Below are 25,157 nucleotides of genomic sequence, written 5' to 3' on the forward strand. Positions count from 1 at the left end.
CATAGCTGCAAATGAGTGATTGTCTTTTTACTGCATGATATTAGAATTTTCCTCCTGGTTGTAATTAGCTTCATTTTATATAACGCAATTTCATAGAAATGGTTAGAAAAGCCTAATTGAGTATGATAACTTCAAATATTAATAATGCTATATTGACAGCAATCTGCAAACGGAAGACAGTGGTTCTGGAGCTTCGAATTAAAGCCTGAGCTTAAATTTGCATTACCAGGTCAGTCAATGAAAAAGAGTTTGGCATTGATTATTGCAATATTATTGCTGCTTGCAGGGTGCAGGGAACCATCTATCACAACCTCCACCTAAAAACTAGTTACTACACCAGGCAATCATGTGCCTACCGAGCTAACTACTCCGAGTGGCAATATCACATCCTCAACCGCCCCAAGCTCATTTACGACTGAACCTTCGACTCACACATCTCCAGTGTTCTTCACCTACACCGGGAATGGCAGGACGGGAACCCCGCTTTTTGAAAGCGATTGGTCTTATTGGAAGATCGCTTTCAGTACAAATTGGAATGGACAATTTACAGTGGAGCTAAAAACTGGTAAAACCGGTCATATAGTGGTTGACCAGGTAGTGAGGGCTGATGAAGAGTACCGGTCCTGTGTTATTGGTTATACCGGCTCGCCATTTTTTGTTGTCCTTGCTGCCCCGGAAGTTGGTCAATGGACAATCTGGGTAGAACCAGACCCATATTATTATTATTGAATATAAAAGATTGGGGTGCAGAGCAGATATTTTATTTCAAGTGTAATTAATAAGTGGTATAATTGCGGTTTAATTACATAGACAGAAAAATAATTGGAGAGTATTAATTAATGCAGATTGTAACCGATAGCGGCGTCGATACTACCATGTCGCCTCAGGAGATGGGCGAATATAATATCCATGTTGTTCCTTTGAGGGTAACGTTGGGGGGCAAGACATACAGAGAAGGGTTGGATATAAGCAAGGAAGACTTTTACCAGCTTCTTGTTGCGGGTAAAGAGCTACCTAGGACAACCCAACCCGCTCCCGGAGAATTTGCCGAGCTTTACCGCAATCTGGCCAAAAAGGATCCAGACATATTATCCATACATATGTCCAGCGGTTTAAGTGGAACTTATCAATCTGCCGTATTGGCTTCACAGATGGTGCCGGAGGCCAGAATCACCCATGTTGATACAAAGACCCTCTCTGCTCCCTCTGGCTGGCAGGTAGAAGCAGCAGCCAGAGCCATCAAAGATGGCTGGGCACTGGATAAGATACTTGAATTGGTAAAACGTATAAGCCAGGCGACGGAGACTGTATTCACCCTCGAAGAGTTAAAATACCTTATTCACGGTGGGCGCATTAGCCACATGAAGGGATTGGTAGCTTCAGTGCTTAACATCAAGCCTGTTATTGGGGTGGAGAAAGAGAAGGGTACTTACGTCCAAATGGCTTTTCTGCGCACTTTTAAGAAGGCGATAAAAGGAGTCGTGGATATAATCGAAAAGAAACATGCGGCTGGTTCCAGTTTGAGAGTCCAGGTGGTACACGCCCAGAATCCGGAAGGGGCTCAGGCTTTACAGGAGCAGATTGCTGAAAAGTTTAACTGCACATTCTTGCCCAAAATAGCTATGTCTCTGGTTCTTGGTGCCCATACAGGACCTAGTATGATTGGTGTTGCCTATGCAGATGCAAATGTGTTTTTGGGGATTCCGGCTTAGCTTAAGTTTGGGAATAAAATAAAAAGGCGGGAAGCTAATCCCCCGCCTTTTTTGTACTAATCTGATATTTAAACTACTTCAGTACTTCCATAAGCTGCTCGCTTAATTTGGTTACAACTTCTCCGTCATAATCCTCAATACTACCGGCGTCGCATAGCTTGGCCATCTCAGGATCGATTGGAATCTGCGCCAAAAGGGGTGCATTGGCTGCTTTTGCCATTTGTTCACCGCGGCTTTTTCCGAAGATTTCTATCTTCTTGTCGATTTCTGGTACATAGAGGTAGCTCATATTTTCAACTACGCCCAGCACTTTCTTTTCCATCTTATTAGCCATAGAAAGCGCCTTTCTGACTATCATATCTACCAGATCCTGCGGTGTATATACTACGATTACACCTGTAATCGGGAAGGATTGCATTACGGTTAAAGGGGCGTCCGCAGTTCCGGGTGGCAGGTCAATAATGAGGTAGTCCAGCTTGCCCCATAAAACGTCATTGCCAAACTGTTTGATGGCGCTGGCAATCAGGGGGCCTCTCCATATCACTGCTTCTCCTTCATCGGGAAGGATCAGGTTGATGGACATCATTCCGATGCCGGTTTTACTCATAACTGGCATGATGCCACTTTCATTGCCGGTAGGGGAGAGGTTTACGCCAAACATTTTGGGCATGCTTGGTCCGGTTATATCGGCATCCAGTATACCAACCTCATATCCTGCTCTTTTTAGAGCTATTGCTACCAAGCCGGATACTAGCGATTTTCCAACTCCACCTTTGCCGCTCATGACAGCAATGATATTAGTGATCTGGTTAAGTTCCTGGGCTTTGACATCAGTATACTCAACCGTTACTGTGCCGGCTCCATCTATATCCCCAAGGGTTTTTATAACAGTGTTTTTGGTTATTTCTTCCATCATGGGGGCAAGGCCAGTATTGGCAAGGTAAACCTTTATACCTTCATCCGAGATTATAATATCGCGCAGTAAATTGAGCTGCTCGATGGTACGCCTGGTACCCATAATGGTGATTTCTTCCAGGGCTTTGGTGACTGTTTCCTTATCAACCATTTATAATTCTCCTCCGGTGTTTATTAGTGCTGGCAAGTGTGGCCTCCCCCGGAATGGTCGCAGGTATCCCCTCCTGTTTCCAGGGAGCCGTTTATATAATCCAGTACGGCTTTTTCAGGATTATCTTCGATTACTCCGGTTACGACGGTAATGTTTTGCGAAAGAAAGAGTTCTCTTGCGTGTGCACCCATTCCCCCGGCGAGAATAACATTAGCTCCTTTTTCTCCCAGCCATTTGGGTAACAGACCGGGCTGGTGAGGAGGCGGCACAGCCAGTTCTTTAGACAGTATATTTTTCTGTGATTCATCCACATCAAAAAGAGCAAACTGCTCACAATGACCGAAATGTGCCGATACTGCTCCACCGCTAATAGGTACTGCGTATTTCATGTTTTATTCCCCCTGTATATTATTTTCTATATTGATATAATGCCACAATTTAGTAATTTCTTGTGTTATCTTCCCATTAGTATATTCCAAAACAGGTTTTCCATGAACCATCGCCTCGGTTACCAATGTGTCAAAGGGGATTTTGGCTGCGACGGGAATAGCGAGAGATCTGCAGTAAGCCTCGATTGATGAAGTATTACTTTCGTTTAAATCATACTTATTTATGCATACCACGGCTGGTACGCCAAAATGCTGGCATACCTGGATGATTCTTTTTAAATCATGCACACCGCTGAGTGTAGGTTCGGTTACCAGTAGGGCAATGTTTGCGCCCGCGAGTGAAGATATTACCGGGCAACCTGTTCCTGGTGGTCCATCTATGATAATATAGTCTGCCTTTACCTCCTTAGCTATGTTTTTTGCCTGTCGTTTTACCTCAGCTACCAGCTTGCCAGAATTTTCCTGCCCTATACCCAGGCGTGCATGTACCAGCGCCCCATACCTTGAGTAAGAAACAAACCAGTACCCTGAAAAACTTGGCTGCATTGTTATTGCTTCAACCGGACAGATATGGAAGCAAAAACCACACCCTTCACAGTTCAAAGGATCGATTATGAAATCAGTAATAGCATTGAAGCGGCATAGCTGAGAACAAAGGTTACATCTGGCACATTTATCCTTATTAATAAAAGCGACCTGCCCACCAGCGAATTCATGCTTTTCCTGGATATGGGGATCAAGCAGCAGGTCCAAATCAGCAGCGTCGACGTCACAATCTGCAAGTACCTTATTTTCTGCCAGCACAGCCAACGAGCCGACGATGCTGGTTTTGCCAGTGCCCCCTTTACCGCTAAGTACGACTATTTCTTTCACTGGCAATCTCCTGAATTCTGCTAAATGCCTGTTTAAATTTTTCCTGATATTCCGGTAAGCCTTCGACCAGCATGATTCCTTCGGAATAAAAACGGGCAATGTTTAAACTTAAAGGTATGGTTAGCAGTATGGGGATATTTTCTTGGTGACAATATTCTTCTACGTTAGAATAACCAATGCCTGAGCGGTTTAACACTAAGCCACAGGGAACGCTGAGCTGGGTTACGGTTTCAACTGCAAGTTTCAGGTCGTTTAAGCCAAATGGAGTTGGCTCAGTCACAAGCAGGCAGAAATCACTATCCTTGATAGCGGCAATCACAGGGCATGAGGTTCCCGGAGCTGCGTCTATAATGGCAATCTTTTTCTGGTCAATATGCTCCTTTACTTTCCTTACCACCGGTGTAGGCATGGTCTGGCCTATATCAAGTTTGCCCTGCACAAAACTGATATTACCGGCGGCGCCTGTTTCTATAATACCTATTTGATTGGGTGTTTCGCTGATAGCTTGTCTTGGGCAAAGATAAGAACAGGCTCCACACCCATGGCAGAGTTCGGGAAAAGTAAGTACAGTATCTTTTATGGTTACAACGGCTTTAAAGGCGCAAATTTCTGCGCATTTTCCGCAGTGATTGCATCGTTCCTCATTTATCAAAGGAGTCATGATAGAAACATAGTGTATATTGTTAATAGTGGGCTTGAGGAAGATATGACTATTGGGCTCTTCTACATCTGCATCGAGCAATTGTACTTCGTAGTCATTTTTTATTGAAGCGGCAAGGCTGGTTGCTACCATTGTTTTGCCGGTTCCACCTTTACCGCTGGCAATAGAGATAATCATGTATATTAAGATACCTCTCAGTTAATCTATACTGGAAGAGCGCCCTCAGTCGTTTTCCCTGCCTCCACCTTTACCGAAATAGCCGCTTACGTTGGGATTGCGAGAAAGAGAAAAATTTCTGTTTTTATAATCCTCAATTGCCTTTCTTGCAGTCCCGGATGCCCCGGTAATAATACCTATACCGGCAGCAGTAAGAATTTTGTGTGCATTTGGGCCGCAGTTTCCGGTTATTACTACCTCAACTCCTTTTTGGGCAATCATTTGAGCGGTTGAGGTACCGGCTCCTTCACCTGCTGACTCGCCTGTATTATTAACCACCTCGAACTCCATAGTGTCGGGATTGGCGATAAGAAATATTTCGCATCGGCCAAAGCGCGGATTAACTTCAGAATCAAGTGATGGATTGCTGGCAGAAATTGCAATTTTCATATTTACACCTTAAATATAATGAGCATATGCTCATATTAATAATATTCCTGCTAGTCTGGATGTGTCAAGAACTGGTGATATATGATAAAGTATTCTATTGGAACACTTGACTTGCAAATGTCAAAGGTGTTTAATAATACTCTAGGAACTGTTACTGTTATGATTACAAGAAACACAAGGCAAAAACAAGTTATTCTTAACATCCTCTCCAACACAACCAGCCATCCAACTGCAGACTGGATCTATGAGGAAGCCAGAAAAGTATTACCCAACGTAAGTAAGGGTACTGTATATCGCAACCTTAAGATTCTTAGTCAGTCGGGGCGAATTACCGAACTGAAAATCGATAAAGCTGCCCGCCGTTATGACGGTAATGGAAACAACCATTATCACCTCAAATGCGAAAATTGTAGCAATGTATTCGACTTGGAGATTCCGGTCAGAAAAGAGCTCGACCAATGGGCTTCAGAAAATACCGGTACAGCAGTTAACGGGCACAATATTGAGTTTTTTGGGCTTTGCCGAGGGTGTCTGGCAAAAATAAGCCATCCTTAATTTACGTTTTTTACTGACTTTAGATATGCAGGCTCTGGTCTGGCGCGTTCATCTGCCGGACTGATTAAATATAGCCGGGAGGAATCTATATGGCAGAACCCACCGATGGATGTGTTTCTTCGGCAAAGGGTCCTATTTCAGAACCTGCTGCTGAGAATGTAAAAAGAGCGAAGGAGGAAACTACCAGGATTATGACAGCACAAGTTGGCAAACCGGCACCGGATTTTGAGGCCGGTGCATATGTGGACGGCGGTTTCAAGAACATCAAACTATCAGATTATAAAGGTAAATGGACAGTACTGTGTTTCTATCCAGGTGATTTTACATTTGTCTGACCTACTGAGCTTGCAGCAGTTGCTGCCAGGCAGGATGATCTGAAAGCCCTTGGTGTACAGGTGCTTTCTGTTAGCACAGATTCACGCTTCACCCACAAGATATGGCAAGCTGAAGAACTATCCAAAATGGTAGATGGTGGTTTCCCGTACCCGATGTTGTCTGACCAGGGTGGTCGTATCGGTACGATTTATGGTGTTTATGATGTAGATGCCGGAGTTAATATTCGAGGCCGGTTTATAATTGATCCGGATGGCATCATCCAAGCTATGGAAGTGCTGACTCCCACAGTGGGGCGCAATGTAGCTGAACTTATTCGCCAGGTAAAAGCTTATCAGCACACACGTAAAACCGGGGAAGTAATGCCATCTGAATGGCAGCCGGGTAAGCCTACTCTCAAACCATCGCCAGCGTTAGTTGGTAAGGTGTGGGAAGTGTGGAGGCCAGAAACTCCCGTACATGAATAATTAGCGTAACAAAATAATCAACATACAAGCCGGGCTGCGTCTTTATTGCTCTATTAGTGCGAAGGTCGCCCGGCTTGCTAATACACATATCAAGGCTATATTTTCTGCTAAAAGGAAAAGGAGGCTAAAATGCAATTACCTGAATATGTTAGCAAGGAAGAAGTAAAACGGATTTGTAAAGAGATGGGTCTCAGAGATTGGACTAAAATTACCAAGCCAGCGGTAGATGACGAGGAAGCTGGGATAATTTTAAAAATCGTTAATGTAAATAATATGGATATCCCGCTTGAAGAGTTTCGCAGAGGGTTGGAGATTGAGCTGGAACACGGAACAATGTATGAAGATGCTAATGTAACCAATAATCACCCAGTGCTTACCGGTAAAATTGTACTCGCGCATCTAAAAGAAATGATGGATTATTACGAAAGGCTGGAAGTGGCGGAAATTGAGGGCGACCTGTTGAAAGCAATTATGGCTAAAAACATGGAGAAGGTAGAATCGAAATACAAAAAACTTGCTGCGGCCAAGGAAGAGCTTGCCAGGGTCATTTCTGATCAGATGGCTTAACTAGCTGGACTTGTGCCGGAGCCTCTTGATTTGATAAACTTGTTCGGTGATTAATTTGTGTGCTTCATTCACACAACCTCCCTCATTATTATTGAGTGGAGAAGGTATTGCGGGAGTAACTCAGTTGGTAGAGTGCCTGCCTTCCAAGCAGGTTGCCGCGGGTTCGAGTCCCGTCTCCCGCTCCAGTTTGACTTACCTAAACTGGTAGGTGAAAATGTAAACCTCGGGCTCGTAGCTCAGCGGCAGAGCGGACGGCTCATAACCGTTTGGTCGTAGGTTCGAATCCTACCGGGCCCACCATCGATCTTGTTACACAACTCAAGTGTAACATCCCCTTCGTTTAGATTGATCTACCAGCTTGCCCGGTGCGCTGCGGCTAAACTAGTTACCGCATTCGATACTTATCATGTTAAACAGTCCCAAAAGGTCTGTAACTGTAGTTGCTTCCTTGGCACTGCCGGTTTTATCCAGAACTATTTTTCCCTGGTGCATCATAATCAGCCGGTTCCCGTACATGGTTGCATAGCGTAGATTGTGAGTTACCATGATAGTGGTTATATTTTTTTCTTGTACAATTTTGTCAGTCAGGTCCATGATTGTTTCAGAGGTTCTTGGATCTAACGCTGCAGTATGTTCGTCTAATATTAAAAAATCAATAGCCGTCATGGTAGACATGAGAAGCGCTAACGCCTGGCGCTGGCCACCTGAAAGCGAACTAACCGGGGTATCCATCTTATCCTCTAGCCCAAGTCCCAGCTGGTGCAGCATTTCGCGGTAATGGGCAATTCTTTTTTTGTTTGTGCCAGGTGTCAGGGAAAAAGGCTTTCCCTTGTTATCAGCCATTGACATATTTTCCAGTATTGTCATTCCTGAGCAGGTGCCCATTGCCGGATTCTGGTATACCCGTCCGATACGGCGATGCCGCTTGAAATCTGGAATATTGGTAATATCTTCTCCGTTTATAAGAATACTACCGCAATCTACGTCTATCGAGCCGCAGATAATATTCAGCATCGATGTTTTTCCGCTTCCATTAGACCCAACTACAGAGACAAATTCACCGTCGTTTATAGACAGGTTAAAATCCTGGAAAATGCATGTTTCGTTGATTGTGCCTGGATTATAAATTTTAGAGACGTGTTTAAGATCAAGCAACGCTTTTCCTCCTTGCGCGCCGTTCGTGTCCCAGCACCAGTATTATCAGGAATAATACTGCAGTTACGAGTTTCATGTCTGTTGCTGAGAGGCCATATGTAATTGCAAGTGCTACGCATGCTTTATACAGGACGCTTCCAATGATTACAGAGCTGGTTGGCTTGATGCGATAGAAACGCTTGAACAGGTTTAGCCCGATGATAACTGAAGCCAGTCCTATAACTATAGTACCGGTACCCATCTGGATTTCGAAAAAGCGCTGATGCTGCGCCATAACGCTTCCGCTTAAGGCAACCAGAGCATTGGCAATAATCAGCCCGACGATTTTAACACTGCCTTTATCCTTAGCCAATGAAGTAACTACAATTGAATTATCTCCAACCGCCCTGAGGAGGTATCCGGACTTGGTTTTAAGGTACCAATCAAGCAATAGCTTGCTAGCTATAGCTACTATACAGATGATTATCAAGGTTTTATATGGCGAAAGGAAGCTAGGGAATATTTGGTTAGTAAAACCATTGTTGAAAATAGTAGTTGTGTTAAAAATTGGTACATTTGCTCTGCCAGCAATATGTAGATTAATTGAGTATAGAGCGGTCATGGTAATAATACCCGATAGCAGGTCTCGCACCTTTAACTTTACATGAATAAGCCCGGTCGCCAGCCCAGCCAGACCGCCGGCTATTACCGCCACAAGCATGGCAAACAAGGGATTAATATCAGCCGAAATCAGCGCTACTGTTACAGCGGCTCCAAGTGGATAAGTTCCATCAACGCCGAGATCCGGAAAATCCAGGATCTTGTATGTAATGTAAACGCCCATTGCTATGATGGCAAAGATTAAACCTTGTTCCAGTATGCTTATCAGCATATCCATTCCAGTACCCCTAAATATACACTTCGGGGGAATGCGGGATCTATACTGTTTTTTGCTCGCATTCCCTCGAAGATTTCTATAGCTAACATGAATATTTTATTCTTTATATCCGATAGCCGCATCTGCGGAAAGGTTCGCCTTGTTAATTTTCTGCTACATCAATAGCTCGGCTCGACAGTTCGCCTGGAAGGCTAATACCCATTTCTGCCATTACGTTGGAGTTTATGTACAGAAAACTTTCCTCGATAATTTCGAAAGGTATCTCAGACGCAGCGGCTTCTCCTTTTAGTACTTTGGCGGCCATTTTACCAGTTTGTTTTCCAAGATCGTAGTATTCTAGTCCCTCTGCTGCAACACATCCAATTTTTACCTGCTCGATTTCGCTTCCAAACACGGGGATATTTTTTACCTTGGCTGCTTCCAGGATGATGGGGAGAGAACCTACCACAGTATTATCGGTAAGGTTGGATATACAGTCTACTTTGGACAAAAGACCATCGATTGCCAGGGGGATATCTGCTGCAACGCTGATGCCGGTTTTCACAATTTCAAATCCGTAACCAGCGGCAAGCTCTTCGTAAACTGCGATGGCAGATTCTGAATTTACTTCGCTGGTGGTATAGAGTATTCCTATTTTGCTGGCTTCCGGCATGGTAGCGCGAATAAGTTTAAGCTGTGCATCTACCGGCAGCATATCACTGGTTCCGGTGATGTTGCCTTCATTGATCTGGGCCATAACGGGATCGGTTACTGCAGTAAAAATAACAGGTATGTTTTTCCCCTCGGCAGCATTAAAGGCTGCTTGAGCCATCGGAGTGGCGATTGCGCAGATCAAATCGACCTTTTTAGAAACAAATGATTGGGCTATCAGGTTCGATGTTCCGCCATCAAAATTAGCATCCTGATAATCTACTGTAAGGTTCTCTCCCTCTATGATGCCCTCTTCTGCCAGCCCTGCCAAAAAGCCTTCACGGCAGTTGTCCAGAGATCCATGGGGGCCAAATTGTCCAATTCCAATTGTATAACTGTCATTTGTACCGGCATTACACCCGGATACAATCATTGTTGAGATAAAAACCAAGGATATTATGGCAAGAATCCTTTTCACTTTTTTCATCACTCCTATTGGATTTTTTTTATTTTTTAATAAGTAAACCTGTTTTTAGTTCGTAAAAATATCTTTATGGCCCCACCGGGCCAGCACCTGGTATTTGGTTTATTCATGTCCCTCTCCTCCTTGTGATTTCAGGCAAACAAAAAGCCTCCTGTCCGTGAAGGGACAGGAGGCTAACCCGCGGTGCCACCCTTCTTAGCTTCCGGCTTGGAAGCTATCTCTGCGGATACAGGGGAAAACCCCGATATCCTGAGGTTTGATAACGCTCCTCTCTGCGTCCAGGCCTACTTGCTTTTTAGCTTTCGGTTGGCAGCTCCCAGATCCATTCAACCCGAGCGTAGAAACCGGTTCCCACCAATCCCGGCTCTCTGGATTCCCGTTTTCGGGCATACTAGCTCTGTTCTCAGCCTTTGTTTATTAAGTTTGATAAGAATAATATACCCTATTGAGCCTGCCTGTCAAAGGTTGAGGCGGATAAGGTTGCAGAATTAGGACTTCGGTTTTTAAGAATGTATAATAATGGCACACCGAATGATTTTAACCAGGTATCAACAAACATTATGCCTGAACTTTTAGCTTTATACGGGACCGTTGTATTTACTTCTATTTCCGGAGTAATGATGCCGGGACCTATGTTTGCTGCTACGCTAGCCAAGAGTTATAAGACTCCCTTTGCCGGCGCATGGATTTCGCTAGGTCATGCAGTGGTAGAAATACCAGTGATTCTGTTGATATATTTTGGTTTTGCCCGTTTTTTTCAGCATCAGATTGTCCATATAGCACTGAGTCTTACTGGGGGCGCCATGATTATATTTCTGGCGGTCAGTATGTATCGGGCACGCCACGATGTTGTAACAGAAAGGAGGGACGTGCCTTATAGTGCTTTTGTTGCCGGGATTGTAATGAGCGCGCTTAACCCCTTTTTCCTGCTATGGTGGGCAACAGTTGGAAGCATGCTGATAATGAAGGTGGTGCCGTATGGAGCAGGGGCGCTGACAGGCTTCATTGTCGCTCACTGGCTGTGTGATTTGGTATGGCTTTCTCTCATATCTGGCCTGGTATACAAAACCCACAACTGGTGGAGTGGAAAAGTGCAGTTGTGGGTTTTTGTCTTAAACAGCCTGTTTTTAGCAGGTTTTGGCGGTTGGTTTATTTATTCCGGCTTTGCTTCTATGCTTTAGCCTCCCCTTTATTTAGCCAGGGAACAAAGCGTTTCCATTCCTTTTTCTCCCATACAACGAGCAAGGTTGCTGCGATGAATATCGAGCTAAAAGTACCAGCAATAATACCGATAAGCATTGTAATAGCAAAGTTGGCAATGGTTGAACCAATAAATAGCAAAAGTGCTACAACTACCACCAATGTGGTGATGCCGGTATTCAATGAGCGGGTTATGGTTTCCACCAGGCTATGGTTAACGATAGCAGCGAAGTCACTATTGGGATGATTCAAGCGGTTTTCCCGAATCCGGTCAAAAATTACAACCGTATCGTTTACACTATAACCAAGGACAGCCAGAACACCGGTGACAAACATCAGGTTAACTTCCAGTTTAAAGAAAATAGAAAGTAGGGCAAATATGCCGATAACTACTATTAAATCATGTACCAACGCTAAAATTGCGCAGGTGCCATAGCGGAAGGGTTTGGGCATTCTTCGAAAAGCCCAGGTGATGTACAGCATTATACTGATAGCAGCAATCGCCACAGCTATGGCTGCATTTCTGGCAGTCTGCCGGGCAATAATCGGATCAACGTTTTCAAATGCAAGCTCTTCCAGGCTACCGAGCTTTTCTTCCAGAGCAGCTTCCATGGACGCTTTTTCTTCGGCTTTAAGTGTGAGGGTACGTATTAAAAAATCACCCTCACCAGTGACTTGCACAACGGCATTTTCATAGCCCAATTCGGATAGCGCTTGCCTTAGCTCATTCAGTTCTATGCCTTCTTCAAAGCTGAGGGTCAGGATTGATCCGCTGGAAAAATCAATTCCCATTTTTAAACCACTGGTAGCCAGTGTTACGATGCAGACGAGTAGTACAACGGCTGAAAGGGCAAACAGCTTAAAGCGTTTTCCAACAAGATCTATCATTATTTTTCGCCTCCCAGATATGGGCTGAACAGCCGTTTATTAACAGAAATTCTGGAACCTAAAAATAGACGCATGATAGTGCGGGTTACCACTATTGCGGTAAACATACTAACCGCGACACCCAGGAACAACGTTACCGCAAAGCCTTGAACGGAAGCACCAGCTGCGACGGTTGAACCCACCCAGAACAGGATTGCGCATACAATAAAAGTGGTGATATTCGAGTCCCGGATGGCCGACCAAGCACGATTAAAACCGGCTTCGGTGGCCGAACCCAAAGTTCTCCCTTTTTGTAATTCTTCTTTCATGCGTTCAAATATAAGCACATTGGCATCTACCGCCATACCGATAGAGAGAATAAAACCACCAATACCAGCCAGTGTAAGCGTAACCGGTATAAGTTTGAATAACGCCAGGGTGATGGCTGCATAAAACAGCAATGCAAATGAAGCTACCAATCCCGGTATACGGTAATAGATAATCATAAAAAACAAAACAAGTGCCAGACCGATTATACCAGCCTTCAGACTCAGGGTGACAAAATCTGAACCCAGGGTCGGGGAGACGGTCTGCTCGTAAATGACTTCCAGCGGAACCGGCAGCCTCCCAGCATTCAATTGCTGGGAGAGAGTAGTTGCTTCATTAAGGCTGAGACCTGTAATCTGCCCGCGATTGGAAATAACCGATTCAACGGTCGGGGCTATAGGCTGTCCGTCATCCCCCAGTAAAGGTTGGTCGCCTTCAAAAATACCCAGTCTTTGCCCTATCAAACGGCCAGTTACCTGCTCGGAGAGTTTTGCCCCCTCCTCGTTAAATTCAAATACCAGTATAATTCTTCCAAAATCGTCAGTGGCTGCATAGGTATTTGCTTTGAAATAACTGGAATTAAGGGTTTTTTGTTCTCCGTTGATTTCACCTGTAGCCGGGACCCATTCTTTCTCGCCGTCGTCGTCAATATCTTTATATTCACGAAATTCAAGCAGGGCAGTTCGGCCAATGCGGTCCTTTTCAACATCACTGATTGAGAGCCCGGGCAGACTGACTATAATCCGGTCTTCCCCCTGTTTTTCAATTTGGGGCTCAGAGACTCCAAGCGGGTTGATACGGTTGGTGATGACTTTAACGACTCCTTCAAGGATCTCATCTTTATTGCCATCGGTAATGCCGGAGAGATCGGCTTCGTATACCAGGCGAAGGCCGCCCTGCAGGTCTAGCCCCAGCTCAATCCCTCTGGAAAACAATACCCCGTCTCCCAGCGGAAATACGATTAACATAGAAACAACAAAGATAATCAGTATCACCAGAGATGCAATAATGTTTTTTCGGGTCATGTGCACTTAACCTTCTTATTTATGGTTTTATAATACCCTTACCCTGGCGATAATCACGATTATCAACCATAGGCAGGTCTTTACTACCTATTATTTCCCCGACAAGTTTTAATGCCTCGCCGCGCGTTGTGATATCCCCTACCGCCTGGGCTTCGGCAACTGCTTCCAGAATTGCCCTGATAATAGGCCCTGGCGCTAAATTAAAATTATCCAATAAATCGTGCCCGTTAATCAAGCTTGGCGCTTTAGTGCTTTCCTCCATTGCTTCTTTCTTGCCTATCACCATATCTGCAATCCGGCAGTGTTCAGCCCAAAAGCCAGCTTCCAGAGTTGGTCCTCGCGCGGCTAGATGATCTGCCAGGCTGAGAAATAGCGTGTCGATAGCTATATCACCGGTATCACGCAAGTAGCGGTAGATTGCCCTGCTGGTTGGCAATTGCCCCTTCTGATTCATTTGCACTGGCCTGAGGTGATGCAAGGTCATACCAGCTGCCATTCTGGTTTCCTTGATAGAAAAGCGTAAACGCGTAAGAATACTTTGGGTAATGGGTTCTCCGTGTGCCGGGTGTCCATAAAAACGTATACGTCCATCCTCAGTAATTGTGCGGGTATCTGGCTTGGCGATATCATGAAGCAGAGCGGCAATTTTTAATATTTGACGACGGTTGCTGTCAACCGCTACCGGGTATTCGAAATAATTTTGGATGTGGTTGTTCCAAGGTGCTATTTTCCGAGCGTCGCTAGCTGCATAAGGCCAGTTGCCCTTTCTTAACAGATAATCAACCGCATCTATGCATTTGACTGAATGGCCAAATACATCCCAATGGTGTTCCTTTGGTTGCTGGGTAGTCTTACACGGAATAAGCTCAGGGATGATCCCTTCGAGAATGCCCAATTTATCCAGTTGAATTATTACGTCTCCAGTATTGTCAATCTTGAATAACCTGAGCAATTCTTCGCGTACGCGCTCTCCGGCAATACCGCGAATACAATCGCTATTTTCCTTTAGTAAAGATAGAGTGTCACCGTCGATTTTAAAGCCCAGCTCCTGTGAAAGCCGGACGCATCGCAGGAGCCTGATGCCATCGTTTTTAAACACCTGTGGGGATACGGCGGAGATCGTTCTGCGGGAAATAGCATCAATGCCCTGATAGGGGTCAATTAACTCTGGTACAGTAGCACCTGGAACAAGATCGTTTGCTTTTTCAATTGGTAACGCCATGGCATTTATGGTGAAATCCCGCCGGGCTAAGTCATATAGAATGTCATCACGAATAGTATTTATGTCCAAATGTTTGACTGTTGATGCCGGTTGATAATCTTCAGGGAGAACTATTCTGGCTATATGGTTTTTCGAATCGAGAACTACGAAATGGCCATTAATAAATTCGGCTAGAGCCGGAGCGGTAATCAGAGCGTCACTTGAGATAGCCAGGTCAATATCTTCTGGAGTGCGACCCAGAATGCAGTCGCGCAGGTATCCGCCAACAAGAAAAGCGCTACCCGCGCTTTGAGAAAAAAAGGCTTCAACCCTGGTTAATAATCGGCTGTTTTTTTGGTTCAAGCCCCACCACGCATTCATAATTTATGATATTTCGTACGTTGAAACTATACCTTAAAGCAGTAGCAGGTTCAAGTAAATGTGCCCATTCAGGTTGGTATTGATACTTGTTTTGTTATTCTGTGTCTTCCTCGATGAGCACGTAAGTGCGAAGAAGGATCTTCCCCGTAATAGTGGCCGTTGTAACATAGGAGTGTTTCCCTATGTACGAGCTCTAATCTTAAAAGATTCTTTGCTCCATTTCGGGTATTACAGAGGATGCGGTAAACATCTGGTCTTAATCAAGCCCCAGAGGGTCAATATCCACTTTCCAGCGCGGGGGTATTTTTGTAGCTTCCAGAAGCACAGCCGGATCAGGACCTTTAATGATAATGCTCCAGCGGTAACGCCCTCTCAGGCGATGATAAAAAGCAGGAACTGGCCCAATCAGAGTGAGTCCGGCTATTCCGATCCGGCCACAATTTTCAGACAATTCCATCTTCAATCGTAGCGCCTCGCGCCTGCAAAAGTCATCGTTTGTATGCGAGAATATCAGTCTTGCCAGGCGGGAAAAAGGAGGCTGTTTCAAACTGCGGCGATAAGCTATTTCGGTATTAAAAAATCCTTCATAGTCATGGTTTGCAGCTGCTTGAATAGCGTAATGATCAGGAAAGTAGCTTTGGATAATAACCTTGCCTGTGGTGTCACCGCGGCCAGCACGGCCTGCCACCTGGCATAGCAGCGAAAAGGCATGTTCACCAGCGCGAAAATCCGGTAGATTAATACCAATATCGGCGTTGATTACCCCCACTAAGCTAACTCCCGGAAAATCCATTCCTTTGGCAATCATTTGGGTACCAATGAGTATATCGGCTTTGCCATCAATAAATCTTTTTAGAAAAGTACCATGTGAGCCTTTATTTCGGGTTGTATCAGAGTCCCAGCGTAAAATCCGCGCCTTGGGGAACAGGGAGGTGATTTCGATTTCTACACCCTGTGTACCCAGACCAAGGTACTTAATGCGTTTACTCAAACATTGGGGACAAATCCCTGGTATTGGTTGGCGCAAGTTGCAATGATGACATACCAATTTTTCTTCCTGTGGGTGGTAGCTCAAAGTAATTCGGCACCGCCGGCATACAGCTACATAACCGCAACTGCGGCACTGTACAAAAGTAGCTCCCCCTCTCCGGTTTAAAAAAAGGATAACCTGATCCTTTCGGTCTAGGGCAGTGCGGATTTCTGTTTGGAGAGCGCGGCTGAAGATAGACCGATTACCAGTTTTAAGTTCTTCTCTTAAATCCACTACCTCCACTTCAGGAAGTGATGAGGCTCGTCCCTGCGTAATTCTTTCAGATAATTTTAGTATCCGGTATTCACCAGTCGAAGCTTTATAGTATGTTTCGACGTCCGGGGTTGCGCTGCCAAGAACCAGGGTAGCATTGTTAATCCGGCACAACTCCTGAGCGGCTGTTCTTGTGTGGTAGCGAGGGGAAGTGTCCTGTTTATAGCTCCATTCATGCTCTTCGTCCATTACTACCAGTCCGAGGTCAGGCTGAGGGGCGAATAGGGCGCTTCTGGCGCCTATTACTACGTTATATTTCCCTTCTTTGATTTCTCTCCACTGGTCGAATCTTTCGCCCAGGCTCAGGGTGGAATGCAAAACCGCGACCTGATTAGGAAACCGCGCGGTAAAACGGTTGATGATTTGAGGTGTAAGGCTTATTTCTGGCACCAGCACAATCGCCTTCTTGCCTAATCTAATAGCCTGGTCAAGTGCTTGTAGGTATACTTCAGTTTTTCCACTCCCGGTAACTCCATGGAGGAGGAAATTATGCGAAGAGTTGCATTTCAGACTGCTGGTGATTTCATCAAGGGCGCGTTGCTGCATATTATTCGGTTTTAATGGGGGCCCGGGAGGTTGAGTTGAAACCGGAATTGGTCTGCGGATGATCTCCCTTTTGTTAACGGCAACCAGGCCTTTGTCCTCAAGAGCTTTTCTGGAAGAAATAGAACTGCTGGTTGCCTGGCTGACCTCTCTCCAGGAAACTGATGTTTTCACTTTTTCAAGATAATACAATATCATTGCCTGTTTTGGAGAACGGGCAGCCAGTTTTGCGGCTTCCTTACCAGCAGTTTCGTGGTCTACAGCAAGCTCAATAAAAACTTCCATCTTAGGGCTGATTCTGGCTGGGCTAAGGTGAAAGTTGCGGAAAATCAAGTTGCGTCTGGCGAGGCTTGATACAGCTCTCTGCGCTCTTTGTTTACCTAGTATTTTTTCAGCATTCTTTAATTCTAATAAACCGCAAGCAGTGATTTTTTCAAATAGTTCTCGTTCGTCGCTGCTGAGTGATTCGGAGCAAATAATGTCAACATCGGGATTAGCCACAAGAGTACAGAAATTTGAACGTCCAAATCCTGGGGGGAGCATTAATGCCAATGATTGAAAGAGGGGGCATCGGTAATAGGCTGATAACCATTTTCCTAATTGGAGTGAAGATAGTGGAAGTATGACTGGAGGGTCAACAATCCCCGCTATATCACGGGTTTGTTCATATTCTGGGGAATCGCCAGTGCTGATAACAATTCCCTGAAGTAACTGTCGTCCAAATGGTACCCATACTGCTTGCCCCGGTTGTACTTCCATTCCTTCCGGTATATGGTAACTAAAAGTAGGCTTAATACCGGAAGGTGAATTGACACTGACTTCGGCATACGGCAAAGGTAACCTCCCTTGCGTTGGCAGCTAGTCTTTGTTTTCGGTCTGAACCGGGCGCCGTTCTTTCAGACGGGCAGCCTTGGTGCTCAGTCCTCTCATATAGAATAGCCTGGCGCGGCGGACTTTACCGTGTCTTAATATCTCGACTTTTTCTACACGAGGGGAACGGAAGGGGAAAGTGCGTTCCACGCCAATTCCGTAGGCGACACGACGAACGGTGAAATTGCCGCCATCAAGCGCTTTTTTAACTTTAATTACAATACCCTGGAAAATCTGGGTGCGCTCTTTTTCTCCCTCGACAATTTTAGCGTGGACTTTAACACTGTCGCCGGGTGTAAGTTCCGGAATATCCGGGTTAGCTTCAGTGGTAACAAGTTCTTTGAATTCCATTGTTTTGACCTATCTCCTAATTCAGCTAATAAACCTAACTATTAAAGCATTATTAGGCTTATCTTGGCAAGTCCGAGGTGCGGGAGGCGGAGCACCTTACCTTATATATTATATATCAACTATTATTGTTATCCCCATTTACTGTGTCTCCCTCGAGGAGGGCGTATGCCCTACGAAGAATCTTCCCCGTAATACCCCCCATTGTAACATGGTAGTGTTTCCGTATGAACGAGCGCAATTCGTGTGAGACCCTTCGCTACGCGCAAAGGGTGACAGAAGTGTGCCCCAGGAGGTCCGATGCCGTTGTTATATATCCGCCTTTTCGGAGTTATCTGACCTGAACCCGGAAAGCATTTTTTCTTCCTCAGGCGTAAGTGAAGCAGAATCTAAAAGATCCGGGCGGCGCTCAAGAGTACGTTTTAAAGCTTGTCTACGGCGCCATTTTTCGATTTCCCCGTGGTTGCCGGAAAGAAGTATATCCGGAACACAATGATTCCGGTATTCAGCTGGGCGGGTATATTGGGGGTATTCGAGCAAGCCCCGGCTGAAAGAATCATCCGCAGCAGATTGTTCATCGATGACCCCCGGAATCAGCCTGATAATAGTATCTACCATCACAATTGCAGCAGGTTCTCCGCCGCTTAGGACATAATCGCCAATGCTTATTTCGTCGGTTGCCAGGTGTTGGCATATCCTTTCATCAAACCCTTCATAATGACCACAAATCAAAATAAGGCTGTCGCAGGTGGATAATTCCCGGGCAATTTTTTGGTTAAAAATGCGACCTTGTGGAGAAAGTAAAATTACCGGTTTTTTGGGGTTTTTTACATAAGGTTTGCCAACCAGATCTTCAACCGCTTCAAAAATCGGCTCCGGTTTTAGCACCATTCCAGCCCCTCCACCGTAAGGATAATCATCAACTACCTGATGCCGGTCGCGGGCGTAGTTACGGAAATTGTTTACATAAATACTAACCAACTGCTTATCTACAGCTCGCTTTATGATGCTGTTCGCGAATGGTCCTTGGAACATTTCCGGAAATATTGTCAATATATCAATCCGCATAATCATCCCCTGAAGTTGCTTGCCAGATGATTTTATCACAGGTTTACTATACATAACAAAAGAATCTGAAATTTCGGTAAATTTTTATAAAAAAATCTTGACAAGAGATATGTCTAGTAGTGTAGAATGGGATGTAGTGGGATGAAGTGGGAGAAAAGAGGCGTTAAGGGGTTCCAGTGTTTTTTGGAGAATTTGAATATCGGCTGGATGAAAAGGGTCGGTTTCCCATACCGCCCCGCTTTCGTCCGTTATTAAAAGATGGCCTTGTGTTCACCAGGGGTATTGAACACTGCATCACCGCATATCCTCTGGCAGAGTGGAAGAAACTTGCCCAGGAAGTTACCGGGGGCAGCGCTATCTCCCGCCAGAAACAAAGACGCCTCAATCGGGCTCTGTTTGCCGGTGCTTTTTTGGTACAGCTTGATGGGCAGGGGAGAATCACCCTTCCGCCAAAACTAAAAGAGCTTGCTGGCATTTCTGAAGAAGTGATTATTGCTGGTGCTAATAATTATCTTGAATTATGGAATCCTCAAGAATGGCAGGAAGAACAAACCATTGCCCAAGAGCAAGCCTGGCAGATAATTGAGAGCATGGAAAATGAATAATTCTGCATCTGGGTTGCATTTACCAGTGATGCTTGAAGAGGTTGTTCACGGATTGAAGGTGGAAACTGGAGGCAGGTACGTGGATTGTACCACAGGTGCTGCCGGACACGCGATGGCGATTTTGAATGCTAGTTCGCCCGGTGGGCAATTGTTGGGTTTTGAGGCGGATCCCCAGGCTGTAACTATAGCCAGGGAGCGCCTTTCTGATTTTGGATCATCAGCTTTAATTATTAACCGGAATTTTTCCAGCCTGGAAGAAGAGTGCCTGGAGCGGGAGTTTTTTCCGCTCAACGGAATACTTTTCGACCTGGGTCTTTCCTCAATGCAATTAGCTGAGACTGGTAGAGGATTCAGCTTTCAATACGATGCTCCGCTGGATATGCGTTTCAGCCCAGATCAGGACCTGAGTGTAGAAGAGATAGTTAATTCCTACAAGGAGGCAGAGATCGCTTCTATTATATATAAGTATGGTGAGGAGCCTGCCAGCCGGCGTATTGCAGCAGCCATTGTTAATCATCGGCCTATACATACAACAATGCAACTTGCTGAGGTTGTTGCCAGGGCGGTCGGCGGTAAGAAAGGGCGTATTCACCCGGCCACCCGCACCTTCCAAGCTTTTAGAATTGCAGTTAACCGAGAATTGGAAAACTTGGAAACAGCTCTTCACCAAGCTTTAAATTTATTGGGTCATGAGGGGCGGCTGGTGGTTATCAGCTACCATTCTCTCGAAGATCGTATTGTAAAGAAATTCTTCAGAGAAGAGTCCCGCAATTGCATTTGTCTCCCTGGTGCGCCGGTTTGCACCTGTTCTCACCGTGCGAGCATAAGGCAGGTCAATCGGAAAGTTATTACTCCATCAATGGAAGAAATTCGGCAAAACCCGAGGAGCCGCAGCGCCCGTATGCGAATTGCAGAACGGATCTTAGCCCGCCAGGAAGCAAGTCTGAATTCTGCAGGTCTGTTTTTTGTCAGCTTGACCGGCTGCCTGGCTGGAGTCGCTGGCTGTATGAGTCTCAACTAACCGGCAAGCATAATTATTATTTGGAATTATATATAACGAATAGAACAGGAGGAAGGGGAGGTACGGAAGATGTGAGCAATTACGCAAAATATTGATAGAAAGAAGTATGACAAAGAATAAGGAGGAACAAATGGGGAAAAAGTCAATTATAACCTCGATTGACGTTGGTACGACCAAGATCTGTACAACAATTGCAGAATACAACGATAATGGTGGTATCCGCGTCGTAGGCGTGGGGATGGCTCCGTCGCACGGGCTTCACAAAGGCCTTGTTGTAAACATTAATGAAGCGCGTGAAGCTATCCGGGATTCTGTCACGAAGGCAGAACAGGCTTGTGATTACCGGGTTGAATCGGCCTACGTAGGTGTCACTGGGCGCCACGTAAGTTCAATGAACAACAAGGGAGTGGTGGCCATTACCCGCAATGACCGCCTGGTTCGTTCTGATGACCTGAAGAGGGTTCTCACTTCAGCTCAGAGTATCAAGGTTCCTAATGATCGACGCTTGCTGCATGTGATACCGCGCGGTTACAGCGTTGACGGTCAGACTGGAGTAAAAAATCCAGTAGGCATGCATGGCTTTCGCCTGGATGTTGAAACCCATGTTATCACTGCCGCTGCGACCTCTATTCAAAATATGGTTAAGTGTATCCGTGGCGTAGGCCTGGATATTGATGATCTTGTACTGGAGCCGCTGGCATCCAGCGAAGCAGTGCTTACCGATGATGAAAAGCAGGTTGGTGTTATACTCGCCGATATTGGTGGGGGCACAACCGATATATGTATTTTCAAGGATGGAAGCATTTGGCACAGTTCAATTCTGCCGGTTGCTGGTTACCAACTGACCCGTGATATCGCCATTGGTTTGGGTCTGCCTTTTGATGTAGCCGAGGAAATGAAGAAACGCTATGGGAGCGTTATGCCGGTTTATGAAAGCCGGATGGAATCAGCCAATCCTATTTCGGCTGATGGGCATGGTGTTTCCTACCAGGATCTGTGCGATATCATTCGTGCTCGTATGGAAGAAATTATGCGCCTGATTTTACTGGAACTTCCCAGCGCAGATTATGAATCCCTGGTACCGGCTGGTGTAGTTTTTACCGGTGGATCCAGTAACCTCTCCGGCATCGAATCACTTGGCCGTGATATTATGCGGCTTCCGGTTAGAGTCGGCGTACCTTCTCATGTGTATGGAATAACCGATTCACTTCGTGATCCGGCATTTGCCACTAGTGTTGGCCTCTTGCTTTGGGGTGCAAAAAATTATGGACCGTCCGGGCCAAAAAAACGGGGCGGGTGGTTTGGTTCAACATTCCGTAAGCTGGCTTCTAGTCTGAGCCGGTTGTTTGGTTAATAAAAATAATAATCCTGTGAAAATATAAGGAGGAAATAAATGGCGAAAACAAGTTTTGTTCCCAACCCGGCCAAGATTAAAGTCATTGGTCTTGGTGGTGGTGGTTGTAATGCGGTTACCCGTATGGTACGGGAAGAAATTCAGGGCGTAGAATTTATTGCGATGAATACTGATGCCCAGGCTTTGGCCATAACCGAGGCTCCTACCAGGATTCAACTTGGTGAGAAGATTACAAGGGGTCTGGGTGTAGGCGGAGATCATAATCTTGGTTCAAAAGCAGCTGAAGAAAGCCGTGATGAGATCAAAGAATTGATCGGCGGAGCTGATATGGTCTTTATTACCGCTGGTATGGGCGGTGGAACTGGTACTGGTTCAGCTTCGGTTGTAGCCCAGATTGCCAAGGAAAGCGGTGCCTTGACAATAGCTGTGGTAACCAAGCCCTTTAGTTTTGAAGGTGCCCGTCGCAGTGAGGTTGCAAAAGATGGTATCAATCGTTTGCTTGGCAAAGTGGATACCCTGATCATTATTCCCAATGATCGTTTGCTCGATCTGTGTGATGCCAAAACGGGCATGGACTCAGCTTTCAAGATGGCAGACGATGTGCTACGCCATGGTGTACAGGCCATTTCCGAGGTGATAACGGTTCCTGGTGTAATCAATCTTGACTTTGCTGATGTTAAAGCAATAATGAAAGACGCTGGCCCCGCATGGATGAGTATCGGGCATGGTAGCGGTAAAAACCGCGCTGTCGATGCTGCCAAAGAAGCCCTTGCCAGCCCACTGCTTGATGTATCAATTTCCGGTTCGAACGGTATCCTGTTTAACGTTGTTGGTTCTGATGACCTTACTCTCTTTGAGGTTAATGAAGCAGCAGAGGTTATCAAACAGGCAGTTGATCCCAATGCAAATATTATTTTCGGCGTGGGTACCAATTCTTCCCTTGAACAGGAAGTACGCATTACTCTTATCGCCACCGGTTTTGTTTCCAAGACTGGATTTGATGAGACCAAAGATAGCCAAGACGAACTTGCCGGTCTGTTGAAAAATATCAAGACTGAAGATGAGCTTGATGTACCATCATTCCTCCGCAGGCCGTTATTCAGCCGCCAGAGGCAGGTATTTACACCTACCGATAAGATTGTCAAGCCAGAGAGAAAAGCGCCCACCAATCTCAGATTTGAATAACTCCTGTTTACCCGAAACAACTAGGGGGGGGCGGAGCCTGAAGGTGCCGCCCCCCTTCTTTAACACGCCATATAACCAGGAAGACTATTCGGATAAGACCTGCATATGTAACAGCGGGCACTATTAAGGGGAAGATCCTTTAGCAGTAAACTGCCTCAAGGCAGACACAGTTAATGGCCCGCACTTCTTCCGGATTATTGGGTGATATGATTCATTCATTAATTAATGAGCGCAGCGAACACTTTAATGGGGATTGCGCTTACCAGTAATCAAATTACCCGGTGCCACTTGCTACATGAGCAGGGGTAATTAATTGCCTTGTGCTCGTAATACAGGCTACAATAGGATTTATGAGCATGATTATTAAGCTTTTAGGTTTGCAGGAGCTTGAAATCGAAATAACAGGCTTGGAGAAAGCCTTAACAGATGCTCGGGGAAAATTGGGGGAAAGCCCGGCACTTCAAAAAGCAAAGGCAGATGCTGCTGCCGCTGAAACCAGCTACCGTCAGTTAAGCGACCGTCAAAAGGAACTTGAATGGCAGTCGGAAGATATTGATACAAAGTTGAAAAACGTCAATGAGAAACTGTACAGCGGCAGGGTTTCTAATCCAAAAGAACTAACCAGTTTACAACTTGAAGCCGGATTGCTGAGCGAGAAGGCAGCTGGGTTAGATGAAAAAGCCCTTGATGTTATGGAAAAAATGGAAGCTGCTGATCAAGAATTTTCCCAGGCAGCGGCAAGACTAACACAAGCGGAAAGTGCATGGCATGTTGAACAGCAAGGGCTTAAGCAAGAAATAGACAATATGCAACAAAAAATTGCAATCCTTGAGGAAAAACGCGCAAAAAGCGCAGATGAAATATCCCCCGAAGCTCTCCAGTTATATCAACGGGTTAAAATGCAAAAAGGGGTGGCTGTTGCTAGAGTAGCCCATGGCACTTGTGAAGGTTGCCGTATTAGCCTATCAACAGCCCAGTTGCAACGTGCACGAAGCGGATCATTGGAAAGATGTGCTAATTGCGGGCGAATACTATATGGTGAATAAAGCTATGCCTTATAAAAAAGTTGTTATTAATACCGATGGTGCCTCACGGGGAAATCCTGGGAAAGCCGCAATTGGTGCGGTGATAGCCGACGAACAAGGCGGTACCATACATACAATTTCTCGATGTATAGGAATCACAACCAATAATCAGGCAGAATATAAAGCATTGATAGAAGGGCTGGAGGCTGCTTTGAAACTCGATGCTTCCGAAGTGGCTATTCGGATTGATTCAGAGTTAATAGTTAACCAGGTTAAAGGGCGATATCGGGTTAAAAATCCCGCACTCAAACCGCTCTATCAACGGGTTACTGAGTTATTGGCTGGTTTTAATGGCTTTACGATTGAGCATATTAGCAGGACTTTTAACCAGGGGGCGGATCGTTTGGCTAATCTGGCTCTTGACGCGCATTAAACACTCTCTCTTTCAATTAAAATACT

The 25,157-nt window shown here is 45.5% G+C and carries 25 protein-coding genes, 2 tRNA genes, 1 pseudogene and 1 other annotated feature; of the genes and pseudogenes, 14 read left to right on the top strand and 14 right to left on the bottom strand.

Features of this window, described 5'->3' with window-relative positions; genetic code table 11:
* Nucleotides 1-348 precede the first annotated feature (348 nt).
* Complete coding sequence (locus tag PHX29_02460) at nucleotides 349-729, top strand: hypothetical protein (GenBank protein ID MDD5604767.1); 381 nt, start codon at nucleotides 349-351, stop codon at nucleotides 727-729.
* A 110-nt stretch (nucleotides 730-839) separates the two neighbouring features.
* A complete protein-coding gene (locus PHX29_02465; GenBank protein ID MDD5604768.1) occupies nucleotides 840-1,712 on the top strand; it encodes a DegV family protein in 873 nt (290 codons plus the stop codon).
* 73 nt (nucleotides 1,713-1,785) lie between these two features.
* Here the strand turns inward: PHX29_02465 and PHX29_02470 are convergent, their stop codons facing one another.
* From PHX29_02470 to PHX29_02490, 5 genes are read right to left on the bottom strand one after another with little or no spacing between them, the layout of a single operon-like run.
* Nucleotides 1,786-2,778, bottom strand: coding sequence for an Mrp/NBP35 family ATP-binding protein (locus PHX29_02470; GenBank protein ID MDD5604769.1), 993 nt, complete (start codon nucleotides 2,776-2,778; stop codon nucleotides 1,786-1,788).
* 23 nt (nucleotides 2,779-2,801) lie between these two features.
* Entirely contained in the window at nucleotides 2,802-3,167 is a 366-nt protein-coding gene (locus tag PHX29_02475; protein ID MDD5604770.1) for a NifB/NifX family molybdenum-iron cluster-binding protein, read from the bottom strand.
* Between the two features lie 3 nt (nucleotides 3,168-3,170).
* Nucleotides 3,171-4,040: an ATP-binding protein gene (locus PHX29_02480; protein MDD5604771.1), complete on the bottom strand. Its 870-nt coding sequence runs from the start codon at nucleotides 4,038-4,040 to the stop codon at nucleotides 3,171-3,173.
* Nucleotides 4,018-4,878: an ATP-binding protein gene (locus PHX29_02485; GenBank protein ID MDD5604772.1), complete on the bottom strand. Its 861-nt coding sequence runs from the start codon at nucleotides 4,876-4,878 to the stop codon at nucleotides 4,018-4,020. Before PHX29_02485 ends, PHX29_02480 begins: the two co-directional genes overlap by 23 nt.
* A 45-nt stretch (nucleotides 4,879-4,923) precedes the next feature.
* Nucleotides 4,924-5,307 (bottom strand): NifB/NifX family molybdenum-iron cluster-binding protein, encoded by a 384-nt coding sequence (locus PHX29_02490; protein ID MDD5604773.1) that lies wholly within the window; start codon nucleotides 5,305-5,307, stop codon nucleotides 4,924-4,926.
* Nucleotides 5,308-5,466: 159 nt separating this feature from the next.
* On the opposite strand from PHX29_02490, the gene PHX29_02495 reads away from it, so the two are divergent.
* The 5 genes from PHX29_02495 to PHX29_02515 all read left to right on the top strand — a co-directional run bounded on the left by PHX29_02495 (nucleotide 5,467) and on the right by PHX29_02515 (nucleotide 7,529).
* Nucleotides 5,467-5,862: a transcriptional repressor gene (locus tag PHX29_02495; GenBank protein MDD5604774.1), complete on the top strand. Its 396-nt coding sequence runs from the start codon at nucleotides 5,467-5,469 to the stop codon at nucleotides 5,860-5,862.
* A 191-nt stretch (nucleotides 5,863-6,053) separates the two neighbouring features.
* Nucleotides 6,054-6,662: a thioredoxin-dependent peroxiredoxin gene (gene prxU, locus PHX29_02500; GenBank protein ID MDD5604775.1), complete on the top strand. Its 609-nt coding sequence runs from the start codon at nucleotides 6,054-6,056 to the stop codon at nucleotides 6,660-6,662.
* A gap of 129 nt (nucleotides 6,663-6,791) precedes the next feature.
* A complete protein-coding gene (locus tag PHX29_02505) occupies nucleotides 6,792-7,229 on the top strand; it encodes a hypothetical protein (protein MDD5604776.1) in 438 nt (145 codons plus the stop codon).
* A 109-nt stretch (nucleotides 7,230-7,338) separates the two neighbouring features.
* Nucleotides 7,339-7,414 (top strand) — tRNA-Gly (locus tag PHX29_02510).
* A 40-nt stretch (nucleotides 7,415-7,454) separates the two neighbouring features.
* Nucleotides 7,455-7,529, top strand: a tRNA-Ile gene (locus tag PHX29_02515).
* Nucleotides 7,530-7,610: 81 nt separating this feature from the next.
* Here the strand turns inward: PHX29_02515 and PHX29_02520 are convergent.
* From PHX29_02520 to PHX29_02530, 3 genes are all read right to left on the bottom strand, one after another.
* Nucleotides 7,611-8,384, bottom strand: a complete 774-nt coding sequence (locus PHX29_02520) for an ATP-binding cassette domain-containing protein (protein ID MDD5604777.1) — start codon at nucleotides 8,382-8,384, stop codon at nucleotides 7,611-7,613.
* Nucleotides 8,377-9,261, bottom strand: a complete 885-nt coding sequence (locus PHX29_02525) for an ABC transporter permease (GenBank protein MDD5604778.1) — start codon at nucleotides 9,259-9,261, stop codon at nucleotides 8,377-8,379. Before PHX29_02525 ends, PHX29_02520 begins: the two co-directional genes overlap by 8 nt.
* A 142-nt stretch (nucleotides 9,262-9,403) precedes the next feature.
* Nucleotides 9,404-10,378: an ABC transporter substrate-binding protein gene (locus tag PHX29_02530; protein MDD5604779.1), complete on the bottom strand. Its 975-nt coding sequence runs from the start codon at nucleotides 10,376-10,378 to the stop codon at nucleotides 9,404-9,406.
* Nucleotides 10,379-10,533: 155 nt separating this feature from the next.
* Nucleotides 10,534-10,789 (bottom strand) — a binding site (T-box leader).
* A gap of 146 nt (nucleotides 10,790-10,935) precedes the next feature.
* Here PHX29_02530 and PHX29_02535 point away from each other — a divergent pair.
* Nucleotides 10,936-11,556, top strand: a complete 621-nt coding sequence (locus PHX29_02535; protein MDD5604780.1) for a LysE family transporter — start codon at nucleotides 10,936-10,938, stop codon at nucleotides 11,554-11,556.
* Here PHX29_02535 and secF read toward each other — a convergent pair.
* The 6 genes from secF to trmD all read right to left on the bottom strand — a co-directional run bounded on the left by secF (nucleotide 11,546) and on the right by trmD (nucleotide 19,508).
* Nucleotides 11,546-12,463 (bottom strand): protein translocase subunit SecF, encoded by a 918-nt coding sequence (gene secF, locus PHX29_02540; protein MDD5604781.1) that lies wholly within the window; start codon nucleotides 12,461-12,463, stop codon nucleotides 11,546-11,548. The two genes, PHX29_02535 and secF, sit on opposite strands and share 11 nt — an antisense overlap.
* Entirely contained in the window at nucleotides 12,463-13,794 is a 1,332-nt protein-coding gene (gene secD / locus PHX29_02545; GenBank protein MDD5604782.1) for a protein translocase subunit SecD, read from the bottom strand. Before secD ends, secF begins: the two co-directional genes overlap by 1 nt.
* 19 nt (nucleotides 13,795-13,813) lie before the next feature.
* Nucleotides 13,814-15,376, bottom strand: coding sequence for an HD domain-containing protein (locus PHX29_02550; protein ID MDD5604783.1), 1,563 nt, complete (start codon nucleotides 15,374-15,376; stop codon nucleotides 13,814-13,816).
* 256 nt (nucleotides 15,377-15,632) lie between these two features.
* Nucleotides 15,633-18,056, bottom strand: a complete 2,424-nt coding sequence (priA, locus tag PHX29_02555; GenBank protein MDD5604784.1) for a primosomal protein N' — start codon at nucleotides 18,054-18,056, stop codon at nucleotides 15,633-15,635.
* Between the two features lie 24 nt (nucleotides 18,057-18,080).
* Complete coding sequence (gene rplS, locus PHX29_02560) at nucleotides 18,081-18,443, bottom strand: 50S ribosomal protein L19 (GenBank protein ID MDD5604785.1); 363 nt, start codon at nucleotides 18,441-18,443, stop codon at nucleotides 18,081-18,083.
* A 306-nt stretch (nucleotides 18,444-18,749) separates the two neighbouring features.
* Entirely contained in the window at nucleotides 18,750-19,508 is a 759-nt protein-coding gene (gene trmD, locus PHX29_02565; protein ID MDD5604786.1) for a tRNA (guanosine(37)-N1)-methyltransferase TrmD, read from the bottom strand.
* A 176-nt stretch (nucleotides 19,509-19,684) separates the two neighbouring features.
* Here trmD and mraZ point away from each other — a divergent pair, with 176 nt between their 5' ends.
* The 6 genes and pseudogenes from mraZ to PHX29_02595 all read left to right on the top strand — a co-directional run bounded on the left by mraZ (nucleotide 19,685) and on the right by PHX29_02595 (nucleotide 25,131).
* Nucleotides 19,685-20,113 (top strand): division/cell wall cluster transcriptional repressor MraZ, encoded by a 429-nt coding sequence (gene mraZ / locus PHX29_02570; protein ID MDD5604787.1) that lies wholly within the window; start codon nucleotides 19,685-19,687, stop codon nucleotides 20,111-20,113.
* Nucleotides 20,106-21,038: pseudogene (gene rsmH, locus PHX29_02575) on the top strand (16S rRNA (cytosine(1402)-N(4))-methyltransferase RsmH). The gene mraZ and the pseudogene rsmH overlap by 8 nt, the downstream one beginning before the upstream one ends.
* A 226-nt stretch (nucleotides 21,039-21,264) precedes the next feature.
* The gene (gene ftsA, locus PHX29_02580; GenBank protein MDD5604788.1) at nucleotides 21,265-22,488 is read left to right on the top strand and encodes a cell division protein FtsA; all 1,224 of its coding nucleotides are present in this window, start codon (nucleotides 21,265-21,267) and stop codon (nucleotides 22,486-22,488) included.
* Nucleotides 22,489-22,527: 39 nt separating this feature from the next.
* Nucleotides 22,528-23,673, top strand: coding sequence for a cell division protein FtsZ (gene ftsZ, locus PHX29_02585; protein MDD5604789.1), 1,146 nt, complete (start codon nucleotides 22,528-22,530; stop codon nucleotides 23,671-23,673).
* 350 nt (nucleotides 23,674-24,023) lie between these two features.
* The gene (locus PHX29_02590) at nucleotides 24,024-24,719 is read left to right on the top strand and encodes a C4-type zinc ribbon domain-containing protein (GenBank protein MDD5604790.1); all 696 of its coding nucleotides are present in this window, start codon (nucleotides 24,024-24,026) and stop codon (nucleotides 24,717-24,719) included.
* Nucleotides 24,709-25,131 carry a ribonuclease HI family protein gene (locus PHX29_02595; protein MDD5604791.1) on the top strand — a complete coding sequence of 141 codons (423 nt, stop codon included), beginning with the start codon at nucleotides 24,709-24,711 and terminating at the stop codon, nucleotides 25,129-25,131. Before PHX29_02590 ends, PHX29_02595 begins: the two co-directional genes overlap by 11 nt.
* Nucleotides 25,132-25,157 lie beyond the last annotated feature (26 nt).

The sequence above is a fragment of the Dehalococcoidales bacterium genome (genome assembly GCA_028717385.1).
Taxonomy (GTDB): Bacteria; Chloroflexota; Dehalococcoidia; order Dehalococcoidales; family CSSed11-197; genus CSSed11-197.